Annotated in this window: 2 protein-coding genes; both read left to right on the top strand. The window is 70.7% G+C overall.

The window, feature by feature from the left end; all coding sequences use genetic code 11:
- Positions 1-1,010 precede the first annotated feature (1,010 nt).
- Positions 1,011-25,472 carry a non-ribosomal peptide synthase/polyketide synthase gene (locus ACH49X_RS17285; RefSeq protein ID WP_357205569.1) on the top strand — a complete coding sequence of 8,154 codons (24,462 nt, stop codon included), beginning with the start codon at positions 1,011-1,013 and terminating at the stop codon, positions 25,470-25,472.
- The gene (locus ACH49X_RS17280) at positions 25,466-26,260 is read left to right on the top strand and encodes an FkbM family methyltransferase (protein WP_357205566.1); all 795 of its coding nucleotides are present in this window, start codon (positions 25,466-25,468) and stop codon (positions 26,258-26,260) included. The genes ACH49X_RS17285 and ACH49X_RS17280 overlap by 7 nt, the downstream gene beginning before the upstream one ends.
- The last annotated feature ends 5 nt before the right edge of the window (positions 26,261-26,265 follow it).

The following is a 26,265-nucleotide window of genomic DNA, read 5'->3' as shown; positions in this document are numbered from 1 at the left end:
TTGCTCCGGCATGGTCGCCGGAGCAATGCTCGATCAACCGCCCGCCGCGTCGCATCCACGGCCTGACCGGGGCGAGATCTGCTCGCGGGCGCTGATCGGCGGCCGCTCGCAAACGCGTGGAAATCGTCGCGGACGCGGAACTGCCGCTGCGACCCGTCCTGCTCCGGAAGCCCTCTTCGAGGCGGGCGATACCGCGAAAGGCGATCGGCGGGGCCGATATGAGTACACTGCCGAACGGAAATATGTATTGCAGGAGAGTAATCCGGTGTGACTGATTCCCGGCGTGATGGAATCCGGGATCGGATAAAAGTGGCGGCGCTCGGTGATGATTGGTAATAGTGGCATCGTTTGGCATAAATGGCAGATTGCCGGTTTATTGCTGATGTACGGATCGGTAATTGGGCAACCGAGTGGAGGCGTGGGCGGTGAGGATTTGCTGTCCACTCTCGGCCACCTCGGCGGTCTTGGCCGTCCCAGCTTGTTTGCCGCCCTGACCCGGCATGTACGATGCCCGATCGCAGGTGTCCTTCGTTGGCTTCGTCCCTCGGAACCAGGCTCTTCTCGGAGGATGGGGCGTAAGGTCCGTGGTGCCGTGCGAGGTGTGTCATGGGTCTGCATTGCTCGAATCGGGATTCGAAACACCCGGCTTCCGTGCGGGGTCCACAGGTTTGATACGACTAGACTGAGCCAGGCTGCTGTCAGATAGCTTGTCCCACCAGAGTGTCGATGCTCCACCGCAGATTCAAAAGTTCTGTTTTCAGATTTTGAGACGACTGGAAATGCCGACAAACGGGAGGTGTGGGAGCCGCCGCAGAGGTCGGGGTGTCCGATTCGGATACGGGAACCGGCCGATCGTGCTACACGCGAAACCTGAACGGCGCGGCGTACGGCAGGGGTAGCGCCGCTTCTGAGTAGACGAAGTGCAGAGAAAGCCGGATTTCGGACGCGGAGAGCCCGGCGGGCTTCCGCCATACCTTCGCGCGTCCGGGTAGGAATAAGGGGTTCATGCGATGCATCTGAAGTCAGACGGAAGCGCCGACGGCGAGCCGGGTCTGATTCCGCTCTCGAGTGCGCAATACGGCATGTGGCTCGCGGACCACATGCCCGGTGCGCCGGCTGTCAACATCGCACACTGCGTCGAGATCGAGGGGCCGGTGGATTACGACGCGTTCACCCGGGCGGTGAACGACGGCGGTCACGAAACCGAGTCGCTCGTGGTGCGCGTGATCGAATCCGACGGCAGGCCCTACCAATTCGTCGACCGGACCATCATCTACGACGAGCCGGTGCTGGATTTCAGCGACGCGGAGGATCCGGTCGCGGCGGCGATGGAGTGGATGCGCCGCGACTACAACACCAAGGCGGTCGATCTCAGCCGCGACCGGCTCACCGAGACCAGGCTCATCCGGGTCGGCGAGGACCACTACTTCTGGTACGGCCGCGCGCATCATCTGGTGATCGACGGGTACGGCGCCTTCAACAGCTTGACCCGGATGGCCGAGCACTACAACGCCCTGCTGGAGGGCAGGCCGCCGACGCGACTGGACGCGGCGAGCCTGCACGACATCGTCGCCGCGGAGCACGCCTATCGCGCCAGCTCGCGATACGAGGCGGACAGAGCGTATTGGCTGGACAAGGTTTCCGATCTGCCGAAGCCGGTCAGCCTGTCCGGCCGCACGGCCCGCTCCAGCAAGATCGATCGCGTCGCCGGTTTGCAGCTGCCCGCTCATCTCACCGACCGGCTCGACCGCTTCGCCGACGAAGTGAACGCCTCTGCCGCGCAGGTGGTGATCGCGGCGTTCGCCGCGTTCCTCGCCCGGATGACCGGCACGGAAGACGTCGCGCTGTCGCTTCCGGTGACCGCGCGGGTGACCAAGCGCCTGCGCAACGCCGCCGCGATGCTGGCGAACATGGTGCCGATCCGCTTCGCCGTGCACCACTCGACCACCGTCGGAGAGCTGGTGCGGGCCTCGGTGTCCGAGATCGTCTCGGCCATGCGCCACCAGCTGTACCGGTTCGAGGATCTGCGCCGCGACTCCGCCGCGATCGACTCGGCGGCGAACTCGTTCGGCCCGATCGTGAACATCCTGTTCTTCGACTCGGAGATCCGCCTCGGCTCGGCCGTCGGGCGCTACCGCGCGCTGACCTCGGGCGCGCTCGAGGATCTGCAGCTGAATTTGTATCGCTCCGGTGCGGACGCGCCGCTGCTGATCGAGCTGCACGGCAATCCGAATCTCTACGGGCAGGACGAACTCGAGTCGCACGCCGACCGATTCCTCGATTTCCTGCAGCGGATGATGGACGTCCCCCTCGACACCCGCATCGGTGACATCCAGCTCCTCGGCCCCGCCGAACAACAGCGCATCGTGACCGAACTCGCGGGCCGCGACGGCGAATCCCCCTCGGCCACACTGGTGGATCTGCTGACCCGGCAAGCGGCGGCGACGCCGTCCGCGGTGGCCGTGACCGCGGAGTCCACCACCCTGACCTACCGCGAACTCGACGAACGGTCCAACCGGTTCGCCCGCAGGCTCATCGCGCTCGGCGCCGGGCCGGAAGCGCTGGTGGCCATCGCGATGCCCCGCGACGCCGACCTGATCGTCGCCGCGCTCGGCGTGCTGAAATCCGGCGCCGGGTACCTTCCGCTGGACATCGCCCATCCGGCCGAGCGGCTGGAATACGTACTGAGCGACGCGAACCCCATCGCGGTGGTGACCACGCGGGAGATGCGCGAGCACGTGCCTGGCGATCCCGGCCGCGTGGTGCTGTTCGACGACGTTCTCGCCGCGCGGGAATCCGCCGATCCGATCACCGAGGCCGAGCGGACCGGCTTGCTGCGCCCCGACCACCTCGCCTATGTCATCTACACCTCCGGCTCGACCGGCCGCCCGAAAGGCGTCTCGATCACCCACCGCGCCGTGTCCACCTACCTGGTGAACTCGTGCGCGGAGATCGGGATCCGGTTCGGCGACGTCTGGACGCTGTTCCACTCCTTCGCCTTCGACTACTCGGTCTGGGAGATCTTCGGCCCGCTGGTCACCGGCGGCCGGATCGTCGTCGTGGACGGCCTCACGGCCCGTTCTCCGGATGACGTGGTGCGCCTCGCGGCGCGGGAGAAGGTCACCGTCTTCAGCCAGACGCCCTCGGCTTTCTACCAATTCGCCGCGGCACGGCAGCGGTACGCGCACGCCGGTGAACCGGAGGGTGAGTTGTCGCTGCGGCTGGTCGTCCTCTCGGGCGAAGCCCTCGATCCCGCCGGGCTGGCCGACTGGTACGAGCACAACCCCGGCCTGCCGGTGCTGGCCAACAGCTACGGGATCACCGAGACCACCGTCTTCGTCACCTACACCGCCCTCACGCCGGACATCGCCGTTCCGGGCGCGCCGAGCACGGTCGGTCCGGCGCTGCCGGGCTTGCGCACCTATGTCCTGGACGAGCGGCTGCGTCCGTGCCCGCTCGGAGCGTGGGGCGAGATCTACGTCGCGGGAACGCAGCTGGCGCGCGGCTACCTCAACCGGCCCGCGCTGAGCGCGGCGCGTTTCGTCGCCGATCCCTTCGGCGCTCCGGGGCAGCGCCTCTACCGCAGCGGTGACGTGGCGCGCTGGAACCATCAGGGCGAGCTGGAGTATCGCGGCCGCGCCGACCAGCAGGTGCAGTTGCGCGGGTTCCGCATCGAGCTCGACGAGATCCGCAACGCGCTGCTGGCCCACGGCAGCGTCGCCGCGGCCGTCGTCGTCGTGCATCTGCCCGGCACGGAGGCCGCCCGGCTGGTGGGATACGTCGTGCCCGCCGTCGGCGCCACTTGCGAGCCGGATGCCCTGCGTGCCCACGTCGGCGAGATGCTGCCGGAATACATGGTGCCGTCGAGCGTCGTCGTGATCGACGCGGTGCCGCTGACCGTCAACGGCAAAGTGGACTACCGGGCGCTGCCCGAGCCGGTGTTCGATTCGGCCGCGGCGTACGTCGCGCCACGGACGATCGTCGAGGAGTCGATCGCGGACGTGTTCGCCGAGGTGCTCGGCACCGACCGGGTGGGCGTGTTCGACAGCTTCTTCGAACTCGGCGGCAACTCGATCACCGCGACCAGCGCGGCGGTGCGCATCGCGGAGGCGACCCGGTGCGACGTGTCCGTGCGCGACCTGTTCGTCAAGCAGACCGTCGCGGAACTGGCCGCACACATCGAGGACGGACACCGCTCCGGCAGGCCGGTGCTGCGGGCGGCGGCCCGGCCCGATCCCATTCCGCTCGCCCCGGCGCAGAACCGGATGTGGCTGGTCAACCAGACCGACCCGGCCTCGGCCGCCTACAACATCCCGCTGATCGTGCAGCTCACCGGACGTCTCGACGTGGCGGCGCTGCGTGCGGCGCTGACCGACGTGATCGATCGGCACGAGTCGTTGCGCACCGTCTACCCCGCCGTGAACGGCGAACCGGCACAGGTGATCCTGCCGGCCGACGAGGTCGTCGCCGGGCTAGACCTGACGCCGCGGCCGACCGACCAGGACGACATCGAGGACCGGATTCGCGACCTGGCGTCGGTGGGGACCGATCTGCGCGAACGCGCCCCGATCCGGGTGGCGCTGCTGGCGACCGCCGACCGCACGCGGCATGTCCTGGCCGTGGTGCTGCACCACATCTGCTGCGACGGCTCGTCGCTGCGGCCCCTCGCGGCCGATGTCGCGATCGCCTACGAGGCTCGGGCGCAGAAGAAGATCCCGGACTGGGAGCCGCTGAGCGTCCAGTACGCCGACTACAGCGTCTGGCATCGCAGCCTGCTCGGCGACCCGGACGATCCGGATTCCCGCGCTGCCCGCCAATTGCGGTACTGGGCACAGCGTTTGGCGGGAATGCCGCCGGTGCTCGAGCTGCCCGCCGACCGGCCGCGTCCGGCCCGCCGTTCCATGCGCGGCGACGTCGCGAACACCGTGATCCCCGCGGAGACCTTCGCCGGGGTCGAGCGGCTGGCGCGCACGGCCAACGTCACGACGTTCATGGTCGTCCACGCCGCCCTGGCCGTGCTGCTGGCGCGGATGTCGGGCTCGGCGGACGTCACCGTCGGCACACCGGTCGCCGGTCGCGGTGAACGCGCCCTCGAGCCGCTCATCGGCATGTTCGTCAACACCGTGCCGCTGCGCACCGAGGTGTCCGCCGATGAGTCGTTCACCGAGTTCCTGACCCGCGTCAAGGGCATCGACGTGGACGCCTTCGCCAACAGCGACCTGCCCTACGAGCGGCTCGTGGACGAACTGCATCCGAAGCGGTCGCTGGCGTACGCGCCGCTGTGCCAGGTGTATCTGGCGTTCGAGAACATGGACCGGGCGAGCTTGGAGCTGTCCGAGCTGACCGTCGAGCTGCTCGATCCAGGCGCCGAACCGGCGAAGGTGGACCTCATCGTCACCGTGGCCGAGAACACCGCCGCGGGCGGCGATGTCCCGCTGCGCGTCAACTACGCGACCGACCTGTTCGATCGGGAAACCATCGAAGAACTGGCCGAACGGCTGAATCGGGTGCTCGACGCGTTCGTCACGAACCCACGCGCGCGGGTCGGCGACGTCGACCTGTTGTCGGGGGTCGAGCGTCTGGGACTGGTCCCGGCCTCCGGCGGCCGCGCCGAGCCGCCCCGGGTGCTGGCCGACGTGCTGCTGGTCGGCGAGCGCACCGCGCCCGCCGTGGTGGCGGGCGACCGGGTGCTGACCTACGGCGAGCTCGACGACTGGTCGAATCGTCTCGCGCGGGTGCTGATCGACTGGGGTGTCGGACCGGGTGATCAGGTCGCGCTGGCCATGGGGCGGTCGGTGGAGTTCGTGGTCGGCGTCTGGGCGGTGGCGCGGGCGGGCGCGGCGTTCGTGCCGATCGACCCGCGTCATCCCGGGGAGCGGGTCGCGCACATGGTCGCGGACTCGAACATCGAGATCGCGCTCACCGTCGAGGCGTCGTGCGCCCTGCTTCCCGGCCATGTGCGGCAATTGGTCCTCGACCACCCGGGCACCGAGGCGTTCCTCGCCACGCAGTCTGCGGCCGCGGTGACCGACGCGGATCGCGTACGCCCCTGCCGCGTGGCCGACGCGGCCTACGTGGTGTACACCTCGGGCTCGACCGGCAAGCCGAAGGGCGTTGCGGTCACCCACGAGGGCTTGGCGAACTTCGCGATCGAGCAGCGCGAGCGCTATCGGGTGGACCGCAGGTCACGCGTGCTGCAGGTGGCCGCGCCCGGCTTCGACGCGGTGATGCTCGAGCTGCTGATGGCGCACGCGAACGGCGCGGTGCTGGTCGTGTCGCCGCCGGAAGTGTTCGCGGGAACGCAGCTGGCGCAATTGATTCGCGCGCACGAGGTGTCGCACGCGTTCGTGACCCCCAGCGTGCTGGCGACGATGTCGCCCGCCGGACTCGATTCGCTGCGGGTGCTGGTGGCGGGCGGGGAAGCGGTGTCGGCCGAGACGGTCGCCGTCTGGGCGCCGGGGCGACGGCTGCACAACGGCTACGGCCCCACCGAGACCACGATCATGGTGGCGATCAGCGACCCGCTGTGCGTCGGCGAACCGGTGACCATCGGCGGCCCGATCCGCGGCGTCGACGCGGTGGTACTCGACGACCGGTTGCGGCCCGTCCCGGTCGGGGTGACCGGACAGTTGTACGTCTCGGGCGTGCAGCTGTCGCGCGGGTACCTCAACCGTCCCGCCTCTACCGCCGCGACGTTCGTCGCCAATCCGTACGGCCCGGCGGGCACCCGCATGTACGGCACCGGCGACCTGGCGCGCTGGACGGCCGATCACACCTTGGAGTACCTGGGGCGCACCGACTTCCAGGTCAAGATTCGCGGCCAGCGCATCGAACTGGGCGAGATCGAAGCCGTGCTCGCCGGGCATCCCACCGTCGCGGCGGCGGTCGTGGTGGGCGTGCAGGCCGAGACCGGCTCGCGGTTGGCGGCCTACGTGGTGCCTGCCGACGGGGCCGTCGACACCGCGGAACTGACCAGGTACGCGGCACAGCGCCTGCCGTCGCACATGGTGCCGGACACGGTCGTGGTGCTCGACCGGCTGCCGCTGTCGTCGGTGGGCAAGGTCGACCGCGCCGCCCTGCCGGAACCGGAATTCGCTCCCGCCGTGGAGTTCGTCGCACCGCGCAACGCCACCGAGCAGATCGTGGCCGACATCTGCGCGGGCGTGCTCGGGATCGAACGCGTCGGCGTGCTGGACAGCTTCTTCGATCTCGGCGGCAACTCGCTGTCGGCCACCCGCGCGGCCGCGCAGCTCAGCGGCGCGTTCGGCGTGGAGGTGCCGTTGCGCGCGATCTTCGAGGCGCCGACCATCGGGGCGCTGGCGGAGCGGCTGCGCAGCGCCGACGCGGCGACCAGGACGCCGCTGGCGCCGCAGGAGCGCCCGGCCCGGATCCCGCTCTCGCCCGCCCAGGCCCGGATGTGGTTTCTCAATCAATTCGACACCGGCTCGGCGGTGTACAACATCCCGCTGGTCGTGCGGATGTCGGGCGACCTCGACGTGGCCGCCATGCACGCGGCGATCGCGGATGTGCTGGAACGGCACGAGGCGCTGCGGACGGTCTACCCGGACAGCGACAGCGGGCCGCATCAGGTGATCGTCTCGGTGCCGACGGCGCTGCCCGCGCTGACGCCGGTGCCGGTCGCGGCCGACGAGGTCGAGGCTCGCGTCGCCGCCGAGGTCGCCGTGGGCTTCGACGTCACCAGCGAGGTGCCGTTCCGGGTCGCCTTGTTGCGCAGCGCGCCCGACGACCATGCCCTGGTGCTCGTCGTCCATCACATCAGCTTCGACGGGTCCTCGCTGGCGCCGCTGGCCGCGGACCTGATGACCGCCTACCGCGCCAGGGTCGGGGGCGAGGCGCCGCAGTGGGCGCCGTTGCCGGTGCAGTACGCCGATTACGCGCTGTGGCAACGGAAGTCGCTCGGCAGCGAGGACGATCCGCACAGCCCGGCCGTCGCCCAGACCCGGTACTGGCTGGCGGCCCTCGCCGGCCTGCCCGAGGTGTTGGATCTGCCCACCGACCGTCCGCGGCCTGCGCGGCAGTCCTTCCGCGGCGCGACCGTCTCGGCCATCGTCCCCGCGGAGCTGCACCGCGCGGTGGTCGCGCTGGCCCGCCGCCACGACGCGACGGTGTTCATGGTGATGCACGCGGCCTACGCGGCACTGCTGGCGCGGCTGTCCGGCACCGGGGACATCGCGGTCGGCACACCGATCGCCGGCCGCGGCGAGCCCGGGCTGGACGGCTTGGTCGGCATGTTCGTCAACACGCTGGTGCTGCGGACGCACATCGAGCCAGGCGCGTCCTTCGTCCGGATCCTGGATCAGGTGCGGGCCACCGACCTGGCCGCGTTCGAGAACGCCGACATCCCGTTCGAGCGTCTGGTGGAGGTGCTGAACCCGCCGCGCTCGACCGCGCACGCGCCGCTGACGCAGGTGGGCTTCTCGTTCCAGAACATCGAGATCCCGACGGTGCGGTTCGAGGGACTGACCGTGTCGGCGCGGATGGCCGACCCGAGCGTGGCGAAATACGACCTGCACCTGAATCTGGTCGACGCCTTGGCCGCGGATGGCGAGCCGGGTGACATGGCCGTCGAATTCGGTTACGCCACGGATCTTTTCGACGAGGCGACGATCCGGTCCATGTTCGATCGCTACCTGCTGTTGCTGCGCGCCGTCGTCGGTGACCCGACCCGCGCCATCGGCGACGTCGATCTGCTGACCGCGCGGGAGGCGCGGCGGATCGCGGCCCGCTCCAGCGGCGTGCGGACACAGGCTCCAGCGGCGACGATCGCGGACCTGTTCGCCGCGCAGGTGGCGGCGACGCCGGAACACCCTGCGGTGCTCGACGCCGCCGACGGCGCCCGGCTGGACTACCTGGAATTCGGCGCGCGGGTGAATTCGCTGGCCCGCGCGCTGATCGGGCGCGGCGTCGGGCCGGACGCCATCGTGGCGGTGGCGATGCGCCGCTCGGTGGATCTGCTGGTCACGCTGTACGCCGTCCACGCCGCCGGCGCGGCCTACTTGCCGCTGGATCCGGACCATCCGGCCGACCGGGTGCGCTCCGTGCTCTCCGCCGCGCGTCCCCGCGCGATCCTCACCCGTTCGGACGACGAGGCGAACCTGCCCGGCGACGTGCCGGTCTGGACGCTCGGCGATCTGGAGGACGAGCGCTTGGACGCCTCGCCGCTGACCGATGCCGACCGGACCCGGCCGCTGCGGCCGGAGGATCTGGCCTACGTCATCTACACCTCCGGCTCGACGGGTGTGCCCAAGGGCGTCGCCGTTCCGCACGCCGCGGTGGTCAACCAGTTGCGCTGGATGCGCGAGCACTACCGGCTCGGCGGCGGCGACGTCATGCTGCTGCGCACCCCGGTGACCTTCGACCTCTCGGTCTGGGAGCTGTTCTCCGCTCTCACCTGTGGCGCCGCCTTGGTCGTCGCGGGTCCCGACGCGCACGGCGATCCGCGCGAGATCGCCCGGCTGATGGCCGAGTACCGCGTGACCACAGTCGATTTCGTGCCGTCGCTGCTCGCGGCGTTCCTCGATGTGGCCAGTCCGGACCAATTCCCGGCTCTGCGGCGCGTCCTGTGCATCGGTGAGGCGTTGTCCGCCGAGATCGCCCGGCGCTTCCAGGGTTTCAGCGAGGCCAGGATCGACAACCTGTACGGCCCGACGGAGGCGGCGGTCAGTGTCACCGCGCACCGGATCGACGCGGTCGAAGGCGCGGCCGTGCCGATCGGCGTCCCCGAGGCGAATGTGACCGTACACGTGCTGGATTCCCGATTGCATCCCGTGCCGGTCGGCGTCACCGGCGAGCTCTACCTGGGCGGGGCGCAGTTGGCTCGCGGATACCACGAACGCCGGGATCTGACGGCGGCGACGTTCGTGGCCGATCCGTTCGGCAGTACGCACGGCGCGCGCCTCTACCGCACCGGTGACCTCGTGCGCTGGGGCGAGGACGGGAACCTGCGCTATGTCGGCCGAGCCGACACGCAGGTGAAGGTGCGCGGCCTGCGGATCGAACTCGGCGACATCGAAGCCGCGCTGATCGCGCACGAGCACGTGCGCGCGGCCGTCGCGCACGTCCGCGCCGACGGCGGCGAGCAGCGTCTGGTGGCCTACGTCGTAGCGGACGCCGCGCTGGACGTCCGGCAGGTCCGCGGTGCGCTGCTGGACCGGCTGCCCGCTTACATGGTGCCGTCGTCGGTGACCCGGATCGACTCGATTCCGCTCAACGCCAACGGCAAAGTGGACTACCGGGCATTGCCCGAGCCGGACGCGAGCATCCAGGATGCCGAGTTCCGTGCGCCGCGCGGCCTGGTCGAACAGACCGTCGCCGCGGTTTTCGCGGAACTGTTCGACCGGCCCGAGATCGGCGCGGACGACGACTTCTTCGAGTTGGGCGGCAACTCGCTGGTCGCGACGCGCGCGCTGAGCCGGATCGGGGACGTCCTCGGCGTGACCATTCCGGTGCGCGCCATCTTCGAGGCCCCGACCGTGTCCGCTCTGGCCGAGCGCATCGCGCGGTTGCGCGCGGTGCCGAGTCTGCCCGCGCCGACGCGGATGACGCGGCCGGACCGCATCCCGCTGTCGCACGCGCAGACCCGGATGTGGTTGCTCAACCAGTTCGACCCCGCGGCGCCCGGATACGTCGTGCCGCTGGCGATCCGGCTGGAAGGCGCGCTCGAACCGGCCGCTCTGACCGCTGCCGTCGGCGATGTCGTCGAGCGGCACGAGAGCCTGCGCACCATGTATCCGGCGGTCGACGGCACGCCTACGCAGGTCGTGCTGAACGCCGAGGACGTGCTGGCGACGGTCGATCTCACCCCGCAGGCGGTCGGCGAGCGGGAACTGCCGCACCGGCTGGCCGAATTCTGCGGAACCGGATTCGACGTGGCCAAGGGTGTGCCGCTGCGCGTGGCGCTGTACCAGTTGTCGGACGAGGCGTGGACGCTGGCGCTGGCCGCGCACCACATCGGTTGCGACGGCTTCTCGGTGGCGCCGCTGGCCGCCGACCTGGTGACGGCGTATCGCGCCCGCTCCGGCGGCGTCGCGCCGGACTGGGCGCCGCTGCCGGTGCAGTTCGCCGATTACGCCTTGTGGCAGCGCGCGGTCCTCGGTTCCGCGGACGACCCGGACTCGGTGGTGGCCCGCGACATCGCCTACTGGCGAACCCGCCTCGCGGGCGCACCCGAGCTGCTGGAGTTGCCGACCGACCGGCCGCGGCCGGTCGAGCAGTCGCAGCGCGGCGCGGTACTGCACCTCGCCATACCCGGTGAACTGCAGGGCCGGGTGGAATCGCTGGCACGGCGGTCCGGCGTCACCACGTTCATGGTGGTGCACGCGGCATTGGCGGTGCTGCTGTCGAGGCTGTCCGGCAGCGCCGACGTCACCATCGGCGTGCCGCACGCGGGCCGGGGCGACCGGTCGCTGGACCACCTGGTCGGGATGTTCGTCAACACCTTGGTGCTGCGGTCGCGGGTCACGCTCGACCAGACCTTCGCCGACCTGCTGGATGAGGTGCGACGCACCGACATCGAGGCGTTCGACCACGCCACCGTGCCGTTCGAGCAATTGGTGGACGCGCTGAACCCGGTGCGATCGACCGCGCACACACCGTTGTTCCAGGTGCTGCTCGCCTACCAGAACATGGCGCGTGCTCGTGTCGAGCTGCCGGGGCTCACCGTGGAGAACGTGGACCCCGGCGACAGCGCGGCGATCTACGACCTGCTGCTGATGATCAGCGAAGGGCACGGCACGCACAACGAGCCGACCGGAATGACGCTGCGCCTGACCTACGCCACGGACCTTTTCGACGAGGACACGGTGCGCCACTTCGCCGACCGGCTCGTCCGGATCCTCGATGCCGCGGCCTGCGATGCCGCGGCCACGGTCGGCGAGATCGCGTTGCTCGACGAGGCGGAGCGGTCCCGAGTGCTGGAGCGGTGGAACGACACCGGTGGCTCCGCCGCACCCGGCCGCACACTCGTCGACGTCTTCGACGAACAGGTCGCGCGCACCCCGGACGCGACGGCGCTGCGGCTTCCGGACGGAAGCACGGCGACCTACCGGGACTTCGACGCACGCGTCAACCGGCTGGCCCGCTGGCTGATCGGTCGCGGCGCCGGGCCGGAGACGGTCGTGGCGGTGGCCGTCCGCCGGTCGGCCGAGCTGGTCACGGCTCTGTACGCGGTGGTCAAGGCGGGCGCCGCGTTCCTGCCCATCGACCCGGATCACCCGAGCGCGCGGATCGCGCACGTGCTCGGCGCGGCCGATCCGCTGCTCGTGCTCACGACCGAGAACGACGGGCGCGGCCTGCCAGACGGATTCGCATACGAGCGGATCGACCGGATGGACGTGAGCGGCCTGTCCGGCGCCCGGATCACGGATACCGAGCGGCGCACACCGCTGCGGCCGAACCATCTGGCCTACGTGCTGTTCACCTCCGGGTCCACCGGCGTCCCCAAAGGCGTGGCGCTGACCCATGCCGCCACCGTGAGCCAGCTGGCGTGGGCGCAGCGGCAGTGGCCGCACGGAACGTCCGACGCGGTGCTGCACAAGACGCCGATCACCTTCGACATCGCCGTGTGGGAATTGTTCTGGCCGTTGCAGACCGGCGCGCACATCGTCGTCGCCGAACCGGGCGGACATCGCGACCCGGCATACCTGGCCGAGGTCATCGCACGGCACGAGATCACCACCGTGCACTTCGTCCCCTCGATGCTCGACGTCCTGCTGGAATCGGCAGGCGTCGCGGAACTGCCGTCGATCCGGCGGGTGTTCGTCGCGGGTGAGGCGCTGGCGCAGCGCACGGTCGACGCCGCCGCGCCCGTCTTCCCGCACGCGGAGCTGGTGAACTGGTACGGCCCCGCGGAGGCGGAGGTGGTCACCGCGCAGCGGTGCGCGCCGGGCGCGGCGGCCGTGGCGGCGGTGCCGATCGGAGCGCCCGCCGCCGGGATGAAGGTGTACGTGCTCGATTCGCGGCTGCGGCCGGTGCCGGTCGGTGTCGTCGGTGAGCTGTACGTCGCGGGTGTGCAATTGGCGCGCGGATACCACGCGCGCGCCGGCCTCACTTGCGGCGCCTTCGTCGCGAACCCGTTCGGCGCGGCGGGGGAGCGGCTCTACCGGACCGGTGACCTGGTGCGGTGGCGCAAGACGGGCGAGCTGGAGTACCTGGGGCGCAGTGACTTCCAGGTGAAGGTGCGCGGTCAGCGGGTGGAGCCCGGCGACATCGAAGCCGCGTTGCGCGCGGTCGAGCAGGTGGCGCGTGCGGTGGCCATCGTGACGACCGATCGCATCGTCGGTTACGTGACGCTGGCGCCGGGCGCGGTGACCGACGGGCGCACGGTCCGCGAGCAGCTGACGCGCACCCTGCCGTCCTATCTGGTGCCCGACGTCGTGCAGGTGCTCGACGCGATGCCGCTCACCGCCAACGGCAAGCTCGACCGGTCGGCGCTGCCGCGGCCGGTGTTCGACGAGGGCGAGTTCGTCTCGCCGCGCACCGACGCCGAGGCGGTGCTGGCGCGCCTGGTCGCCGAGCTCACCGGCGCGCGGCGGGTGAGCGTGACCGCGAACCTCTTCGAGATCGGCGTCAACTCGCTGTCGGCCGCGCAGCTCGCGGCGCGGGCGCAGGCGGGTATCGGTGTCGATGTCGGCATCAAGGACGTCTTCGACGCGCCGACCATCGCCGCATTGGCCGAGCGGATCGCGGCGCGGAGCCGGTCGACCGTGGTCGCGCTGACCGCGCGGCAGCGCCCCGCCGCGGTCCCGCTGGCGGCGGCACAGCGAAGGATCTGGTTGCTCAACCAGTTCGACACCGAGTCGGCGGCCTACAACATCTGCTTCGCGGCCCGCCTGACCGGCCCGCTGGACGCCGATGCGCTGCGCGCCGCGTTCCTCGACGTGGTGACCAGGCACGAACCCCTGCGGACGGTGTATCCGCTCGTCGACGGCGAACCCTGCCAGCTCGTGCGAGACGTCGCGAGCGTCGCCGCGGACCTGGCGTTCGACGCCGAGCCGGTCGCCGGTGAAACGGAGCTGGCCGATCGCATCCGGGCCGCGGTCGAGGCGGGATTCGACATCGCGCAAGCCGTGCCCGTGCGGGCGCGCTTGTATCGCACCGCGCCGCGGGAGCATGTGCTGGTGGTGGTGGTGCATCACATCGCGGCCGACGGCGCGTCGATGGCTCCGCTGGCCCGCGACGTGTTCGCCGCGTACCGGGCGCGGGTGAGCGGCCACGCGCCGCGCTGGGAACCGCTTGCGGTGCAGTACGCCGACTACGCCCTGTGGCAGCAGGAACTGCTCGGCTCCGAGGACGATCCGGCCTCGCCCATCGCGCGGCAGATCGATTACTGGACCGACGCTCTCGACGGTTCCCCCGAGTTGCTCGCCCTGCCGACGGACCGGCCGCGGCCTGCCACCCTCTCCACCGACGGCGGCAACGTCCGCTTCGAGCTGCCGGCGCGACTGCACGACGAGATCGTGCGGCTGGCCCACCGTGAGGGCGTCACCGTGTTCGTCGTGCTGCACGCGGCGCTGGCGATCCTGCTGGCGCGCACCGCGCACAGCGACGACATCTCCGTCGGCACTCCGGTGGCCGGACGCGGCAGGCCCGAACTCGACGATCTGGTCGGCATGTTCGTCAACACCGTGGTGTTGCGTACCCGCGTCGACGAGAACCGCTCGTTCCGGGAACTTCTCGCCGCGGTGCGGGATGTCGACCTGGAAGCGCTCGCCAACGCCGACCTGCCCTACGAACGGCTCGTCGACGTCATCGGGCGTCCGCGTTCCACGGCGTATTCGCCGCTGTTCCAGGTGATGTTCGGATTGCAGAACACCGCGGCGGCCCGGTTCGAGCTGCCCGGGATCGGCGTCGAGGTCATGGACCCCGGCATCGCGCAGGCCAAGGCCGACCTCACCGTGCTGGTGACCGAGCGCCGCGAAGGTGACCGGCCCGCCGGAATCGACGGCGAGATCATCTACGCCACCGATCTTTTCGTCGAGTCGACCGCGCATGCGCTGGCGGAGAGGTTCGTTCGCGTCCTCGAAGCGGTGACCGCCGATCCGGCGCGAGCCATCGCGGGCATCGGTCTGCTGAGCGCCGCCGATACTGGACGTCTGGTGCCCGCACGAGGCAGCGAGGGTACGCGGCCGTGCCTGCTTCCCGATCTGCTGGCCACGGCCGTGGCCGCCGCTCCGGACGCGGTCGCCCTGATCGGGGACACCGAAACCCTCACCTACGCACAGCTGGATGCCAGGGCCAACCGGCTCGCTCGTCATCTGCTCGCCCAGGGCGCCCGGCCCGGGGCATTCGTCGCGCTGGCCGTGCCCCGGTCGGTCGGCTATCACGTCGCCATGTGGGCGATCGCGAAGACCGGCGCCACGTTCGTCCCGATCGATCTGCGCTACCCCGCCGAGCGGATCGCGCACATGATCGCTGATTCCGGTGTGGACATCGGGATCACGGTCGCGACCGCCGGCGCGGAGCTGCCCGACGCCGTGCGCTGGCTGGTGCTCGACGATCCGCGCACGGCGGAGCGGATCGCGGCGAGTTCCGGTGACGCGGTGACGGACGCGGAGCGCGGACGTGCGCTGCGGATCGAGGACGCGGCATACCTGATCTACACCTCCGGTTCGACCGGAACGCCCAAGGGCGTCGTGGTCACGCATGCCGGATTGGCGAACTTCGCGGCCGAGCAAACCGATCGCTATCAAGTCGACGGCGCGTCGCGGGTACTGCAGGTGGCGGCGCCGGCGTTCGACGCGGTGCTGCTGGAAGCGCTGATGGCCCATGCCGCCCACGCGGCCTTGGTCATCTCGCCTCCGGAGGTGTTCGGCGGCCAGGAGCTGGCCGAACTGATCCGGACACACGAGGTGACGCACGCGTTCCTGACGCCGAGTGTGCTGGCGACCATGGCGCCCGCCGGTCTCGAGTCGGTGCGGATGCTCGCGGTCGGCGGCGAGATGGTGCCTGCGGAGCTGATCGCCACGTGGTCGCCCGGACGGCGGCTGCACAACATCTACGGCCCGACCGAGACGACCATCGTGATCACGATGAGCGATCCGGTGCGGCCGGGTGATCCGATCGCGATCGGCGGCCCGATCCGCGGCGCCGAGGCCTTGGTGCTGGACGCGCGCTTGCGTCCGGTGCCGGTCGGAGTCGCCGGGGAGCTGTACCTTGCGGGTGCGCAGTTGGCGCGCGGATACCTCAACCGGCGCGCGGTCACGGCAGGCGCGTTCGTCGCGAATCCCTACGGCGGGCCGGGCGCGCGGATGTACCGCACCGGTGACATCGTGCGCTGGACGGCGCGGCGCACGCTGGAATACGTCGGCCGCAGCGATTTCCAGATCAAGATCCGTGGCCAGCGCATCGAACTCGGCGAGATCGACGCCGCGTTGCTCACCCATCCGGCGGTGGCCGCCGCGGTGACCGTCAGCCGCACCGGACCGGGCGGACAGCCGGTGCTGGCCGCCTACATCGTCACCGAGGCCGCGACGGCCGCCGACCCGGACGCCGTGCTCGAACACGTCGCCTCGGTGCTGCCCGCGCACATGGTGCCGTCGGTGCTCACCGTGCTCGACCGCATGCCGATCACCTCGACCGGCAAGGTCGATCGGAAGGCGTTGCCGGAGCCCGACTTCCGCGCCGCCGCGGACGACGCCGAGGCGGCGTCGACCGATCTGGAACGCACGATCGCGGCGGCGTTCGCCGATGTGCTCGGCGTCGCGTCGGTGGGTGTCACCACCTCGTTCTTCTCCCTCGGCGGCGATTCCATCCTGTCGATCCAGCTGGCGTCCCGGTTGAAGTCCGCGGGCGTCGTCGTGACGGCACGCGACATCTTCGAGCAGAAGACCGTCCGCGGTCTGGCGCGGGTCGCCGCGGCCGCCGGACGGATCGGCCTGGCCGAGTTGCCGGGCGGCGGCGTGGGCGAGATCCCGTTCACGCCGGTCGTCCGCTGGTTCACCGAACGCCTCGGCGCCGCACCCAGGTTCGCGCAGTCGATGCTGGTGCGCTTGCCGAGCGACGCGCGAGTCGACGACGTGACCGCGACCGTGCTGGCCGTGCTGCGACAGCACGACATGCTGCGCGCGCGGCTGCGCGAACAGTGCATGCAGGTACCGCCCCCGACCGCAGCTGATGCCGCGGGCGCGGTGCTGACCCGCACCTTCGGCGCGCACAATGCACCGGGCAGCGAAGGTTTCACCGCGGTGGTGGAAGCGGCGCTGGCCGAGGCGTCGGACCGGCTCGACCCGGCCGAGGGCCGGATGGTGCAGGTCGTGTGCCTGCTGCCCGAACCGGGCCTCGACGCGGAGGCGCGGGCGCTCATCGTGATCCATCACCTGGCGGTCGACGGCGTGTCCTGGCGCATCCTGATTCCCGACTTCGCGACCGCATGGCAGCAGGTCACACAGGCACGCGCGGTGGAATTGCCCGCGCAGGGCACGTCCATGCGGCGGTGGGCGCACGCGCTGGCCGACGCCGCCGCGGCCCGCGCCGGGGAGCTCGAACTGTGGCGGCGGATGGGCGCTGCCCCCGACCCGCTGCTCGGCGGCGCGGCGCTGGATCCCGCCATCGACACGCACTCGACCGTGCGGCATCTGACGCTGTCGCTTCCGGTGGAGGTCACTTCGGCATTGCTCGACGCGGTGCCTGAGGCGGCGCACGGCACCGTCGACGACGCGTTGCTGGCCGGCCTGGCCGTGGCGGCGACGCGCTGGCGTCACCGGCGCGGTGTCGCGCACGCGGGTGTGAAAGTCCTGTTGGAGGGTCACGGCCGCGCCGAACAGATCGCCGAGGGAGCCGACGTCTCCCGCACGGTGGGCTGGTTCACCGACACCTACCCGGTGGCGCTGGATCTGAGCGGTGTCGACGCGGACGATCCGCGCGCCGCGGTGAAATCCGTGAAAGACCAGCTGCGCGCGATCCCCGACAAGGGGATCGGCTACGGCCTGCTGCGCTACCTCCACGCGGACACCCGCGACCGGCTCGCTGCCTTGCCGGAGCCGCAGATCAGCTTCAACAATCTCGGCCGGGTCGGCGTCGATCTCACGGCCCTGTCGGAGCTGGCGTGGATTCCGACCGACGAGTCGTTCGACCGGCGCGGAGCCTTCGATCCGGACATGCCCGCGGCAGCGGCCGTCACGATCGACGTGCACATCGAGGACACCGCGGCGGGACCGCGCCTGTCGGCGCACATCGGCTACGCGTCCCGGCTGCTCGAGCACGACGACGTCGCCGAACTCGCCGCCGAATGGGCCGGTGCGGTGACCGCCATCGCCACGGCGGCCCGCGCCGACGAGGACTGGGGACTCTCACCCGCCGACGTTCCGCTCGTCACGGTCGCCCAATCCGATCTGGACACCTTCGCCGGCCGCTACGGAACCCTCGGCGAGGTCTGGTCGCTGGCGCCGCTGCAGGCGGGCCTGCTGTTCCACGCCGAGCTCGCCGCGGGTGACCTGGACGTCTACACGGCGCAATCGACGCTCACCCTCGCCGGTGTGATCGACGAGGATCGGCTCGAGCGCTCCGCCGCGGCCTTGCTCGAGCGCCATCCCAACCTGCGAGCTGCCTTCGTCCGCACGGCCGACGGTGTTCCGGCGCAGGTGATTCCGGCGTCCACGGCCGTGCGCTGGCGGCGCGTCGAGTTGCGCGACGCGACGACACCGGAGGAGCTGATCGCGGCGGAGCGAGCGGTCCCGTTCGATCCCGCCGATCCTCCGTTGCTGCGATTCCTGCTCATCGCGGTCGGGCCGCAGGACTTCCGGCTGGTGCTGACGGCGCACCACCTGCTGCTGGACGGCTGGTCGTTGCCATTGCTGTGGCGGGAGTTGATCGGCCTGTACGCCGTCGGCGCGCGGACGAACCTGTTGCCCGCCGCGGCGTCGTATCGCGGCTACCTGGAATGGCTGGATCGGCGCGAGCCGACGGCCGGGCTCGAGGTGTGGCGCGAGGTCCTGCGCGATTTCACCGAACCCACCGTGGTCGCCGACGCGCGGACGCACACGACGGTCGGCATCCCGGTCGACCTGGCGGTGGTGCTGGATCGTGCCGTCACCGCGGAACTGGTGGACTTCGCCCGGGCGCGGGCGCTGACCATGGCGACGATCGTCCAGTTCGCCTGGGCCGTGGTCCTGGGGAATCTGCTCGGCGCCGAGCGCGTGGTGTTCGGCAGCACGGTGTCGGGACGTCCCGCCGACCTGCCGGGCGTGGAGTCGATGATCGGGTTGTTCATCAACACCATCCCGGTCGCGGTGCACGTCCCGCCGACGTGCACCATCGAGGACGCGCTGCGCCGGTTGCAGGATGACAACACCCGCGTGCTCGATCATCACGACGTCGAGCTGTCCCGGATCCTCTCGGCCGCCTGCGCTGCCCAGCTGTTCGACACGCTGGTCGTCTTCGAGTCCTACCCGGTCGACAGCAGCGGCCTCGGCGACGCGGACATCGACGGCATGCGGGTGGTCGCGGCGGACGGAAGCGACGCCGCGCACTACCCGATCACCGTGCAGGCTCACCAGACCGATGAGCTGCACGTCAGGATCCGCTATCAGCAGTCCCGCGTCGACGACCGGACGGCCGCCGGTCTGGCCGCCCGCATGGCGACCGTGCTGCGCGCCGTCACGCGCGATCCGCAGGCGCGGCTGGACGCGGTCGACCTGCTGAGCGCGGCCGAACGCCGTGCCCTCGTACCCGCGACGGGCGGACCCGCCGCGCCGCCCCGCCTGCTGGCGGACCTGTTGTCCGCCGGTGCCGCGGTGGATCCGGAGGCGGCAGTGGTGGTTTCGATCGGACGGACGATGTCGTACGCCGAGTTGGACGCCTGGTCGAACCGGGTCGCGCGCGAGTTGATCGACTGGGGCGTCGGTCCCGGCGACCAGGTGGCGCTGGCGATGGCCCGATCGGTCGAATTGGTGGTCGGCATGTGGGCGGTCACCAAGACCGGCGCGGCCTTCCTGCCCGTCGACCCGCGCAACCCCGCCGAACGCGTGGGGCACATGGTCGCCGATTCCCAGGTGCGGGTGGCGGTCACGGTGCTGGCGTCGCGAGAACTGGTGTCCGGCCCGGTCCGGCGACTGGTGCTCGACGATCCGGAAACCAGGAAGACGATCGAGGCGCGGTCGCCGGCCGCGGTGACCGACACGGACCGGACGCGGACGCCACACATCCGCGACACCGCGTACGTGCTGTACACCTCGGGCTCGACCGGGACGCCGAAGGGCGTGGCGGTCACCCATGAGGGGCTGGCCAATTTCGCGGCCGTGGAACGCGACCGTTTCGGCGTGGACAGCCGCTCGCGGGTACTGAACGCCTCCGCTCCCGGTTTCGACGTCGTGGTCCTCGAGTTGCTGCTGGCCCACGCCAACGGCGCGGTGCTCGTGGTACCGCCGCCGGAGGTGTTCGGCGGCCCCGAACTGGCGGAATTCATTCGCGAACAGCGGGTGTCGCATTCGTTCATGACACCGAGCGTGCTGTCGACGATGTCGCCGGAGGGGCTGGAGTCCCTGCGGGTGCTGATGGCCGGTGGCGAGGCCGTGACGCCGGAGATCGTCACGCAGTGGTCGCCGGGACGGCGACTGCTGAACGGATACGGTCCGACCGAGACGACCATTCTGGCCGGAATCAGCGGCCCGCTGCATCCCGGTGAGACCGTCACGATCGGTGGTCCGATCAGCGGCGTCGAGGCCGTCGTATTGGATGCCAGGCTGCGTCCGGTGCCGGTGGGCGTGGTCGGTGAGTTGTACCTGGCGGGTGTGCAATTGGCCCGCGGATACGTGAACCGGCCCGCGGCGACGTCGGGCTCGTTCGTCGCCGATCCGTTCGGCGCGCCGGGGTCGCGCATGTACCGCACCGGCGACCTGGCCCGCTGGACGCCGGAGCACACCGTGGAATACCTCGGTCGCAGCGACTTCCAGGTCAAGATCCGCGGGCAGCGGATCGAACTCGGTGAGATCGAGGCCGCGCTCGCCGCGCACCCCGATGTGGAACACGCGGTCGTCGTGCTGCGCGAGGACGAACGCGGCGTCGGCAGGCTCGTCGGCTATCTGGTCGGCGCCGACCATGTGGATCCGGAGGAGGTCAGGGCAGCCGTCCGGCTGCGGCTGCCCGCGCACATGGTGCCCGACGTGTGCATGGTGCTCGCCGAATTCCCGCTCACCCGAACCGGGAAGCTCGACCGCTTGGCGCTTCCCGCACCGCGGTTCGCTGCGGCGCGGGCCTGGACCGCTCCGCGTACCGAGACCGAACGGCAAGTCGCGGAAGTCTTCGGCAGCGTGCTCGGCCTCGACCGGGTCGGGGCGGGCGACAGCTTCTTCGACCTCGGCGGCAACTCGTTGTCGGCCACGCGGGTGACCGCCCAGCTGGGCACCGCGCTCGGCGTCGCCGTCGGCGTTCGCGACCTGTTCGAAGCCCCGGCGGTCGCGGAACTCGCCGCCCGCCTCGACGCTTCCGAGCGGACGATCCGGGTTCCGCTGGTCCCGCGCAGCCGTCCGGCGCTGGTGCCGCTGTCGCTGGCGCAACAGCGGATGTGGTTCCTCAACCAGCTCGACACCTCCGTGGGCGCGTACAACATCCCGCTGGTGATCCGCCTGAAAGGCGAACTCGACATCGACGCGCTGCGGCGCGCGTGCGAGCTGGTCATCGACCGGCACGAGTCGCTGCGGACCAAGTTCCCGATGACCGACGGGACGCCGCATCAGGTCGTGGTCCCCGTCGAAGAGGTCGCGACCGGTCTGACCGCCGTGCCGGTCGAGCCGGAGCGGTTGATGGAGCGCGTGCTCGCCACCGTCTCGGCGAGCTTCGACGTGACGCAGGCGCCGCCGCTGCGCACGGCGCTGTTCCGGCTCGGCGACGACGAGCACGTTCTGGTCATCGCCGTGCACCACATCTGCGCCGACGGACAGTCCATGCTGCCGCTGGCGCGGGATGTGGCGATGGCCTACCAGGCGAGCAGGCAAGGCACGCAACCGTTCTGGCCCGCTCTCGCGGTGCAGTACGCGGACTACGCGCTGTGGCAGCGCGAGGTGCTCGGTGACGAGCACGACCCAGGTTCGGTCATGTCCCGGCAGCTGCGCTTCTGGACCGACACCCTGAGCGGGCTGCCGGAACTGCTCGAACTGCCCACCGACCTGCCGCGTCCCCCGGTGGCGTCCATGCGCGGCCGGACCGTGGATTTCGAGATCCCCGCGGCGTTGCAGGAGCGCATCGGCGCGGTCGCGCGCGCGGCCAACGCGACGGTGTTCATGGTCGTGCACGCCGCGCTGAGCGTCCTGCTGTCGCGCTCGGCCGGTGTCGGCGATGTCGCGGTGGGCACCCCGGTGGCAGGCCGAGGGGAGCGCGAACTCGATGATCTGGTCGGCATGTTCGTCAACACCTTGGTGCTGCGGTCACGGGTGTCGTCGCGCCGGTCGTTCACCGAACTGCTCGCCGCGACGCGGGAAACGGATCTGGCCGCGTTCGCGCATGCCGATGTGCCGTTCGAACAGGTGGTGGAGGCGATCAATCCGCCGCGGTCAACGGCCCACCTGCCGCTGTACCAGGTGACGCTCGATGTGCAGAATCCCGGCAAGGCCGCGCTGCGGCTGCCGGGGCTGACCGTCGAACCGGTCGAGAACGGCTTCGAACCGGCGCAGGCCGACCTGAACCTCAATCTGGTCGAACGGTCCGGCGCCGAGGGTGAGGCGGACGGTATCCGGGGACGCCTGACCTACGCCACCGATCTGTTCGTCGAGGAGACGATGATCCGGTTCGCGGCGGCCTTCGTGCGGATCCTGGAGCAGGTCACCGCGAACCCGGACGTCGCGGTCGGCGACATCGACCTCGTGGGTCCGGCGCAGCGTCGCGAGCTGCTCGGCGCGGCCGGTGGCGCCGGAGTCGCGGTGCCGGAGACGACCCTCGCGGAACTGTTCGCCGCCCAGGCCGCCGCGCGCCAGGACGCGGTCGCGGTGACCGACGGCGCGTCGCGGCTGACCTACGCGGAGCTGGATCGGCGCTCCGCCGCGGTGGCGGCTCGGCTGGCGAAGCTGGGCGTGGGTCCGGAAACCCTTGTGGCCGTCGCGTTGCCGCGCTCGGCGGATCTGATCGTTGGCCTGCTCGGCGTCGTACGCGCGGGTGCGGGATATCTGCCGCTGGATGTGGCGTATCCGCCGGAGCGATTGCGATTCATGCTCGACGACGCTCGTCCGGCCGCGGTGCTGACCTCGGCGGTACTGTCTGCGGGGGTGCCGGAGTGCGCCGCGCCGGTGCTGTTCGTCGAGGACTGCGCGAGCGACGATGCGGACGCTTCCGACGCGGTGGTATCGGGCGCGCGGCCGGGCAATGTCGCCTACGTGATCTACACGTCGGGATCGACGGGCCGCCCGAAGGGTGTGACGGTCGGCCACCGGGAAGCGGTCACCCTGTTCACCAACGCGGCCGAGCGATTCGACCTCGGACCCGACGACGTGTGGACGATGTTCCATTCCTACGCTTTCGATTTCGCGGTGTGGGAGATCTGGGGCGCGCTGCTGTCCGGCGGCAAGGTCGTCGTGGTCGACTACGACACCTCCCGGTCGCCCGAGGCGTTCGTCGACGTCGTGGCGCGCGAGGGAGTGACGGTGTTGAGCCAGACGCCGTCGGCGTTCTACGGATTCATGGACGCGGAGCGCCGCTATCGCGAGTCTGGCTGCCCCGCAGGCGATCTCGCGTTGCGCTATGTCGTCTTCGGCGGTGAAGCGCTGGACGCGTCGCGATTGGACGACTGGTTCGCCGCGCACGCGCCGGGTACGCCACGGCTGATCAACATGTACGGCATCACCGAGACGACCGTGCACGTCACGTTCTCCGAGGTGACTCGGCCGGGCTCGGCGGGGATCGGTGTGCCGCTGCCCGGGTTGCGGGTGTACGTCCTCGACGACCGGCTGCGGCCGGCGCCGATCGGCGTCGCCGGAGAGATCTACGTGGCCGGTGGCCAGCTCTCGCGCGGGTATCTGGGCGCATCGGCGCTGACCGCGAGCCGATTCGTCGCGAATCCCTTCGAGCCCGGCGGCGCCCGGCTCTACCGCTCCGGGGACGTCGGCCGGTGGCGGAAGTCCGGGAGCGGACTGGAGTTGGCGTACGCGGGACGGGCCGACGCCCAGGTGCAGCTGCGCGGCTTCCGCATCGAACTCGGCGAGGTGGAGTCGGCGCTGCTGCGGCACCCGCTCGTCACCCGGGCCGCGGTCACGGTGCACCGGCACGAGCGGGGTGTGGATCAGTTGATCGGCTACGTCGTCGGCGTCGACGGCGAGCGGATCGACCCGGCCGAGGTCCGCGAGACCGCCGCCCAGGTGCTGACCGGCTACATGGTGCCCGCGACGATCATGGTGCTGCCCGCGCTGCCGCTGACGGTCAACGGCAAGCTCGACCGCAAAGCACTGCCCGACCCCGAGTTCCAGGAGCCGACGACCGCGTTCGTTGCGCCGCGGACCCACACGGAGAAGGTGATCGGCGAGGTCTACGCGCAGGTCCTCGGCGTCCAGCGGGTCGGGGCGACCGACGGGTTCTTCGATCTGGGCGGCAACTCGCTGCTGGCCACCATGGTGGTGACCGAGTTGCGCGGGCGCGGCGTGACCATCCAGTTGCCGTGGATGTTCGACGACGCGACGCCGCGAGCCCTGGCGGCCAGGGCCGACGGCACGGCGGGCGGCTCGGGGCTGCAGGTGCTGCTGCCACTGCGCGCCCACGGCCCGAAGCCTGCGGTGTTCGCGGTGCACCCCGCGGGCGGGCTGGCGTGGTTCTACGGCGGCGTGGTCGAGCACCTGCACAAGGACCGACCGGTCTACGGCTTGCAGGATCCCCATGTCGTGGCGGGCGAACCCGGTGCGCATTCGGTCGACGAACTCGCCGAACGCTATGTCGCCGAGATCCGCCGGGTGCAGCCGAGCGGCCCGTATCACCTGCTGGGGTGGTCGCTGGGCGGTGCGATCGCGCATGCCGTCGCGGTCCGGCTCCAGCGGGAGGGACAGCAGGTCGGCATGCTGGCCATGATGGACAGCGCCGTCGGCGACGCCGAGTCGCTGGCCGCATCGATGAGCGGCGCCGCGGACGAGCCCGTGCCCGGCGAACTGATGGCCGATCTGCTCGGTGGCTGGCGTGAGCTGTTCGATCTCGGCGCCGAGGTGAGCGCGCGGACCCACGAGCAGGCCTGGGCGGTGATCCGTGACCAGGTCACCGCCACCGGGATGTTCACCGCCGACCAGGTCGGCCGGGTGATGGAGAGCTTCCGGACCGCGAGCGACATCGCCCAGGAATACCGGCCGGAGGTCTTCGACGGCGATCTGGTCTTCTTCACCGCGGGTAAGGATCGCGCCGACCACGACGCCGCCGCGCGGACGTGGCGGCCGTTCGTCACCGGCGACCTGCACAACACGGTCATCGACGCACGACATCTCGAGTTGACCCACCCGCACGCTCTGGCCGTCATCGGCCCGATCCTCGAAAGGTTCTTGAACGCATGCTGAGGACTCTCGAACAACTCCAGCAACTCCGGCTCGAAGACGGCAGGACGGTCGCCTGCACCAGTCCGGCCGAGGCGCGGATGTTGTGGGGCGAGATGTCGACCGAGGGCTTCTATCGGCTGGCGGCCGCGCTATTGCGGCCAGGGGACATCGCACTGGACATCGGCGCGAACATCGGGCTGAGCGCGATGATGTTCGCCGACACCTGCCCCGGCGTCCGGGTGATCGCCGCCGAGCCCGCCCCGGCGACCTTCGACTGTCTGCAGCGCAATATCGCCGCGCACGTGCCCGGCGGCGTGCCGTTGCCGGTCGCGGTCGGCGCGGCGCCCGGCAACGCGTCGTTCACCTGGTACCCACGGGCGTCGGCGAATTCAGGTCTCTACGCCGACCGCGAAGCCGACGACCGGGCCACCGAGATCTATCTGCGCAACAGCGGCCTGAACGACGAGGCGATCGCGCTCATCACCGCCGGGCTGCACGAGGGGGAGCGGATGGACGTCGAGGTCACCACCGTCTCGCGAATCCTCGACGAGCACGGCGGCAACGCCGAGGTCGGCCTGCTCAAGATCGACGTGGAGCGCGCTGAGCTGGATGTGCTGCGCGGCATCGCCGACGCGGACTGGCCGCGCATCCGCGCCGTCGTCGCCGAGGTGCACGATCGCGACGATCGCTTGGCCCAATGCTGCGCGTTGCTGGGCAGGCACGGTCTGCACGCGCGAACGCGCCAGGACCCGAGCCTGGCCGGAACCGAGCTGCACGAGATCTACGCCGTCCGGCCGGAGACCGTCTGACGGTC

It is taken from the genome of Nocardia sp. NPDC019323 (assembly GCF_044389845.1).
Classification (GTDB): Bacteria; Actinomycetota; Actinomycetes; order Mycobacteriales; family Mycobacteriaceae; genus Nocardia; species Nocardia implantans.
The sequence above is the reverse complement of the archived record's forward strand: the minus strand, read 5'-3'. Positions and strand labels throughout refer to the sequence as shown.

Excerpts from the sequence above, each read along its gene's own strand:
- ACH49X_RS17285 (WP_357205569.1), top strand. The coding sequence starts at position 1,011 with ATGCATCTGAAGTCAGACGGAAGCGCCGACGGCGAGCCGGGTCTGATT.
- ACH49X_RS17280 (WP_357205566.1), top strand. The coding sequence starts at position 25,466 with ATGCTGAGGACTCTCGAACAACTCCAGCAACTCCGGCTCGAAGACGGC.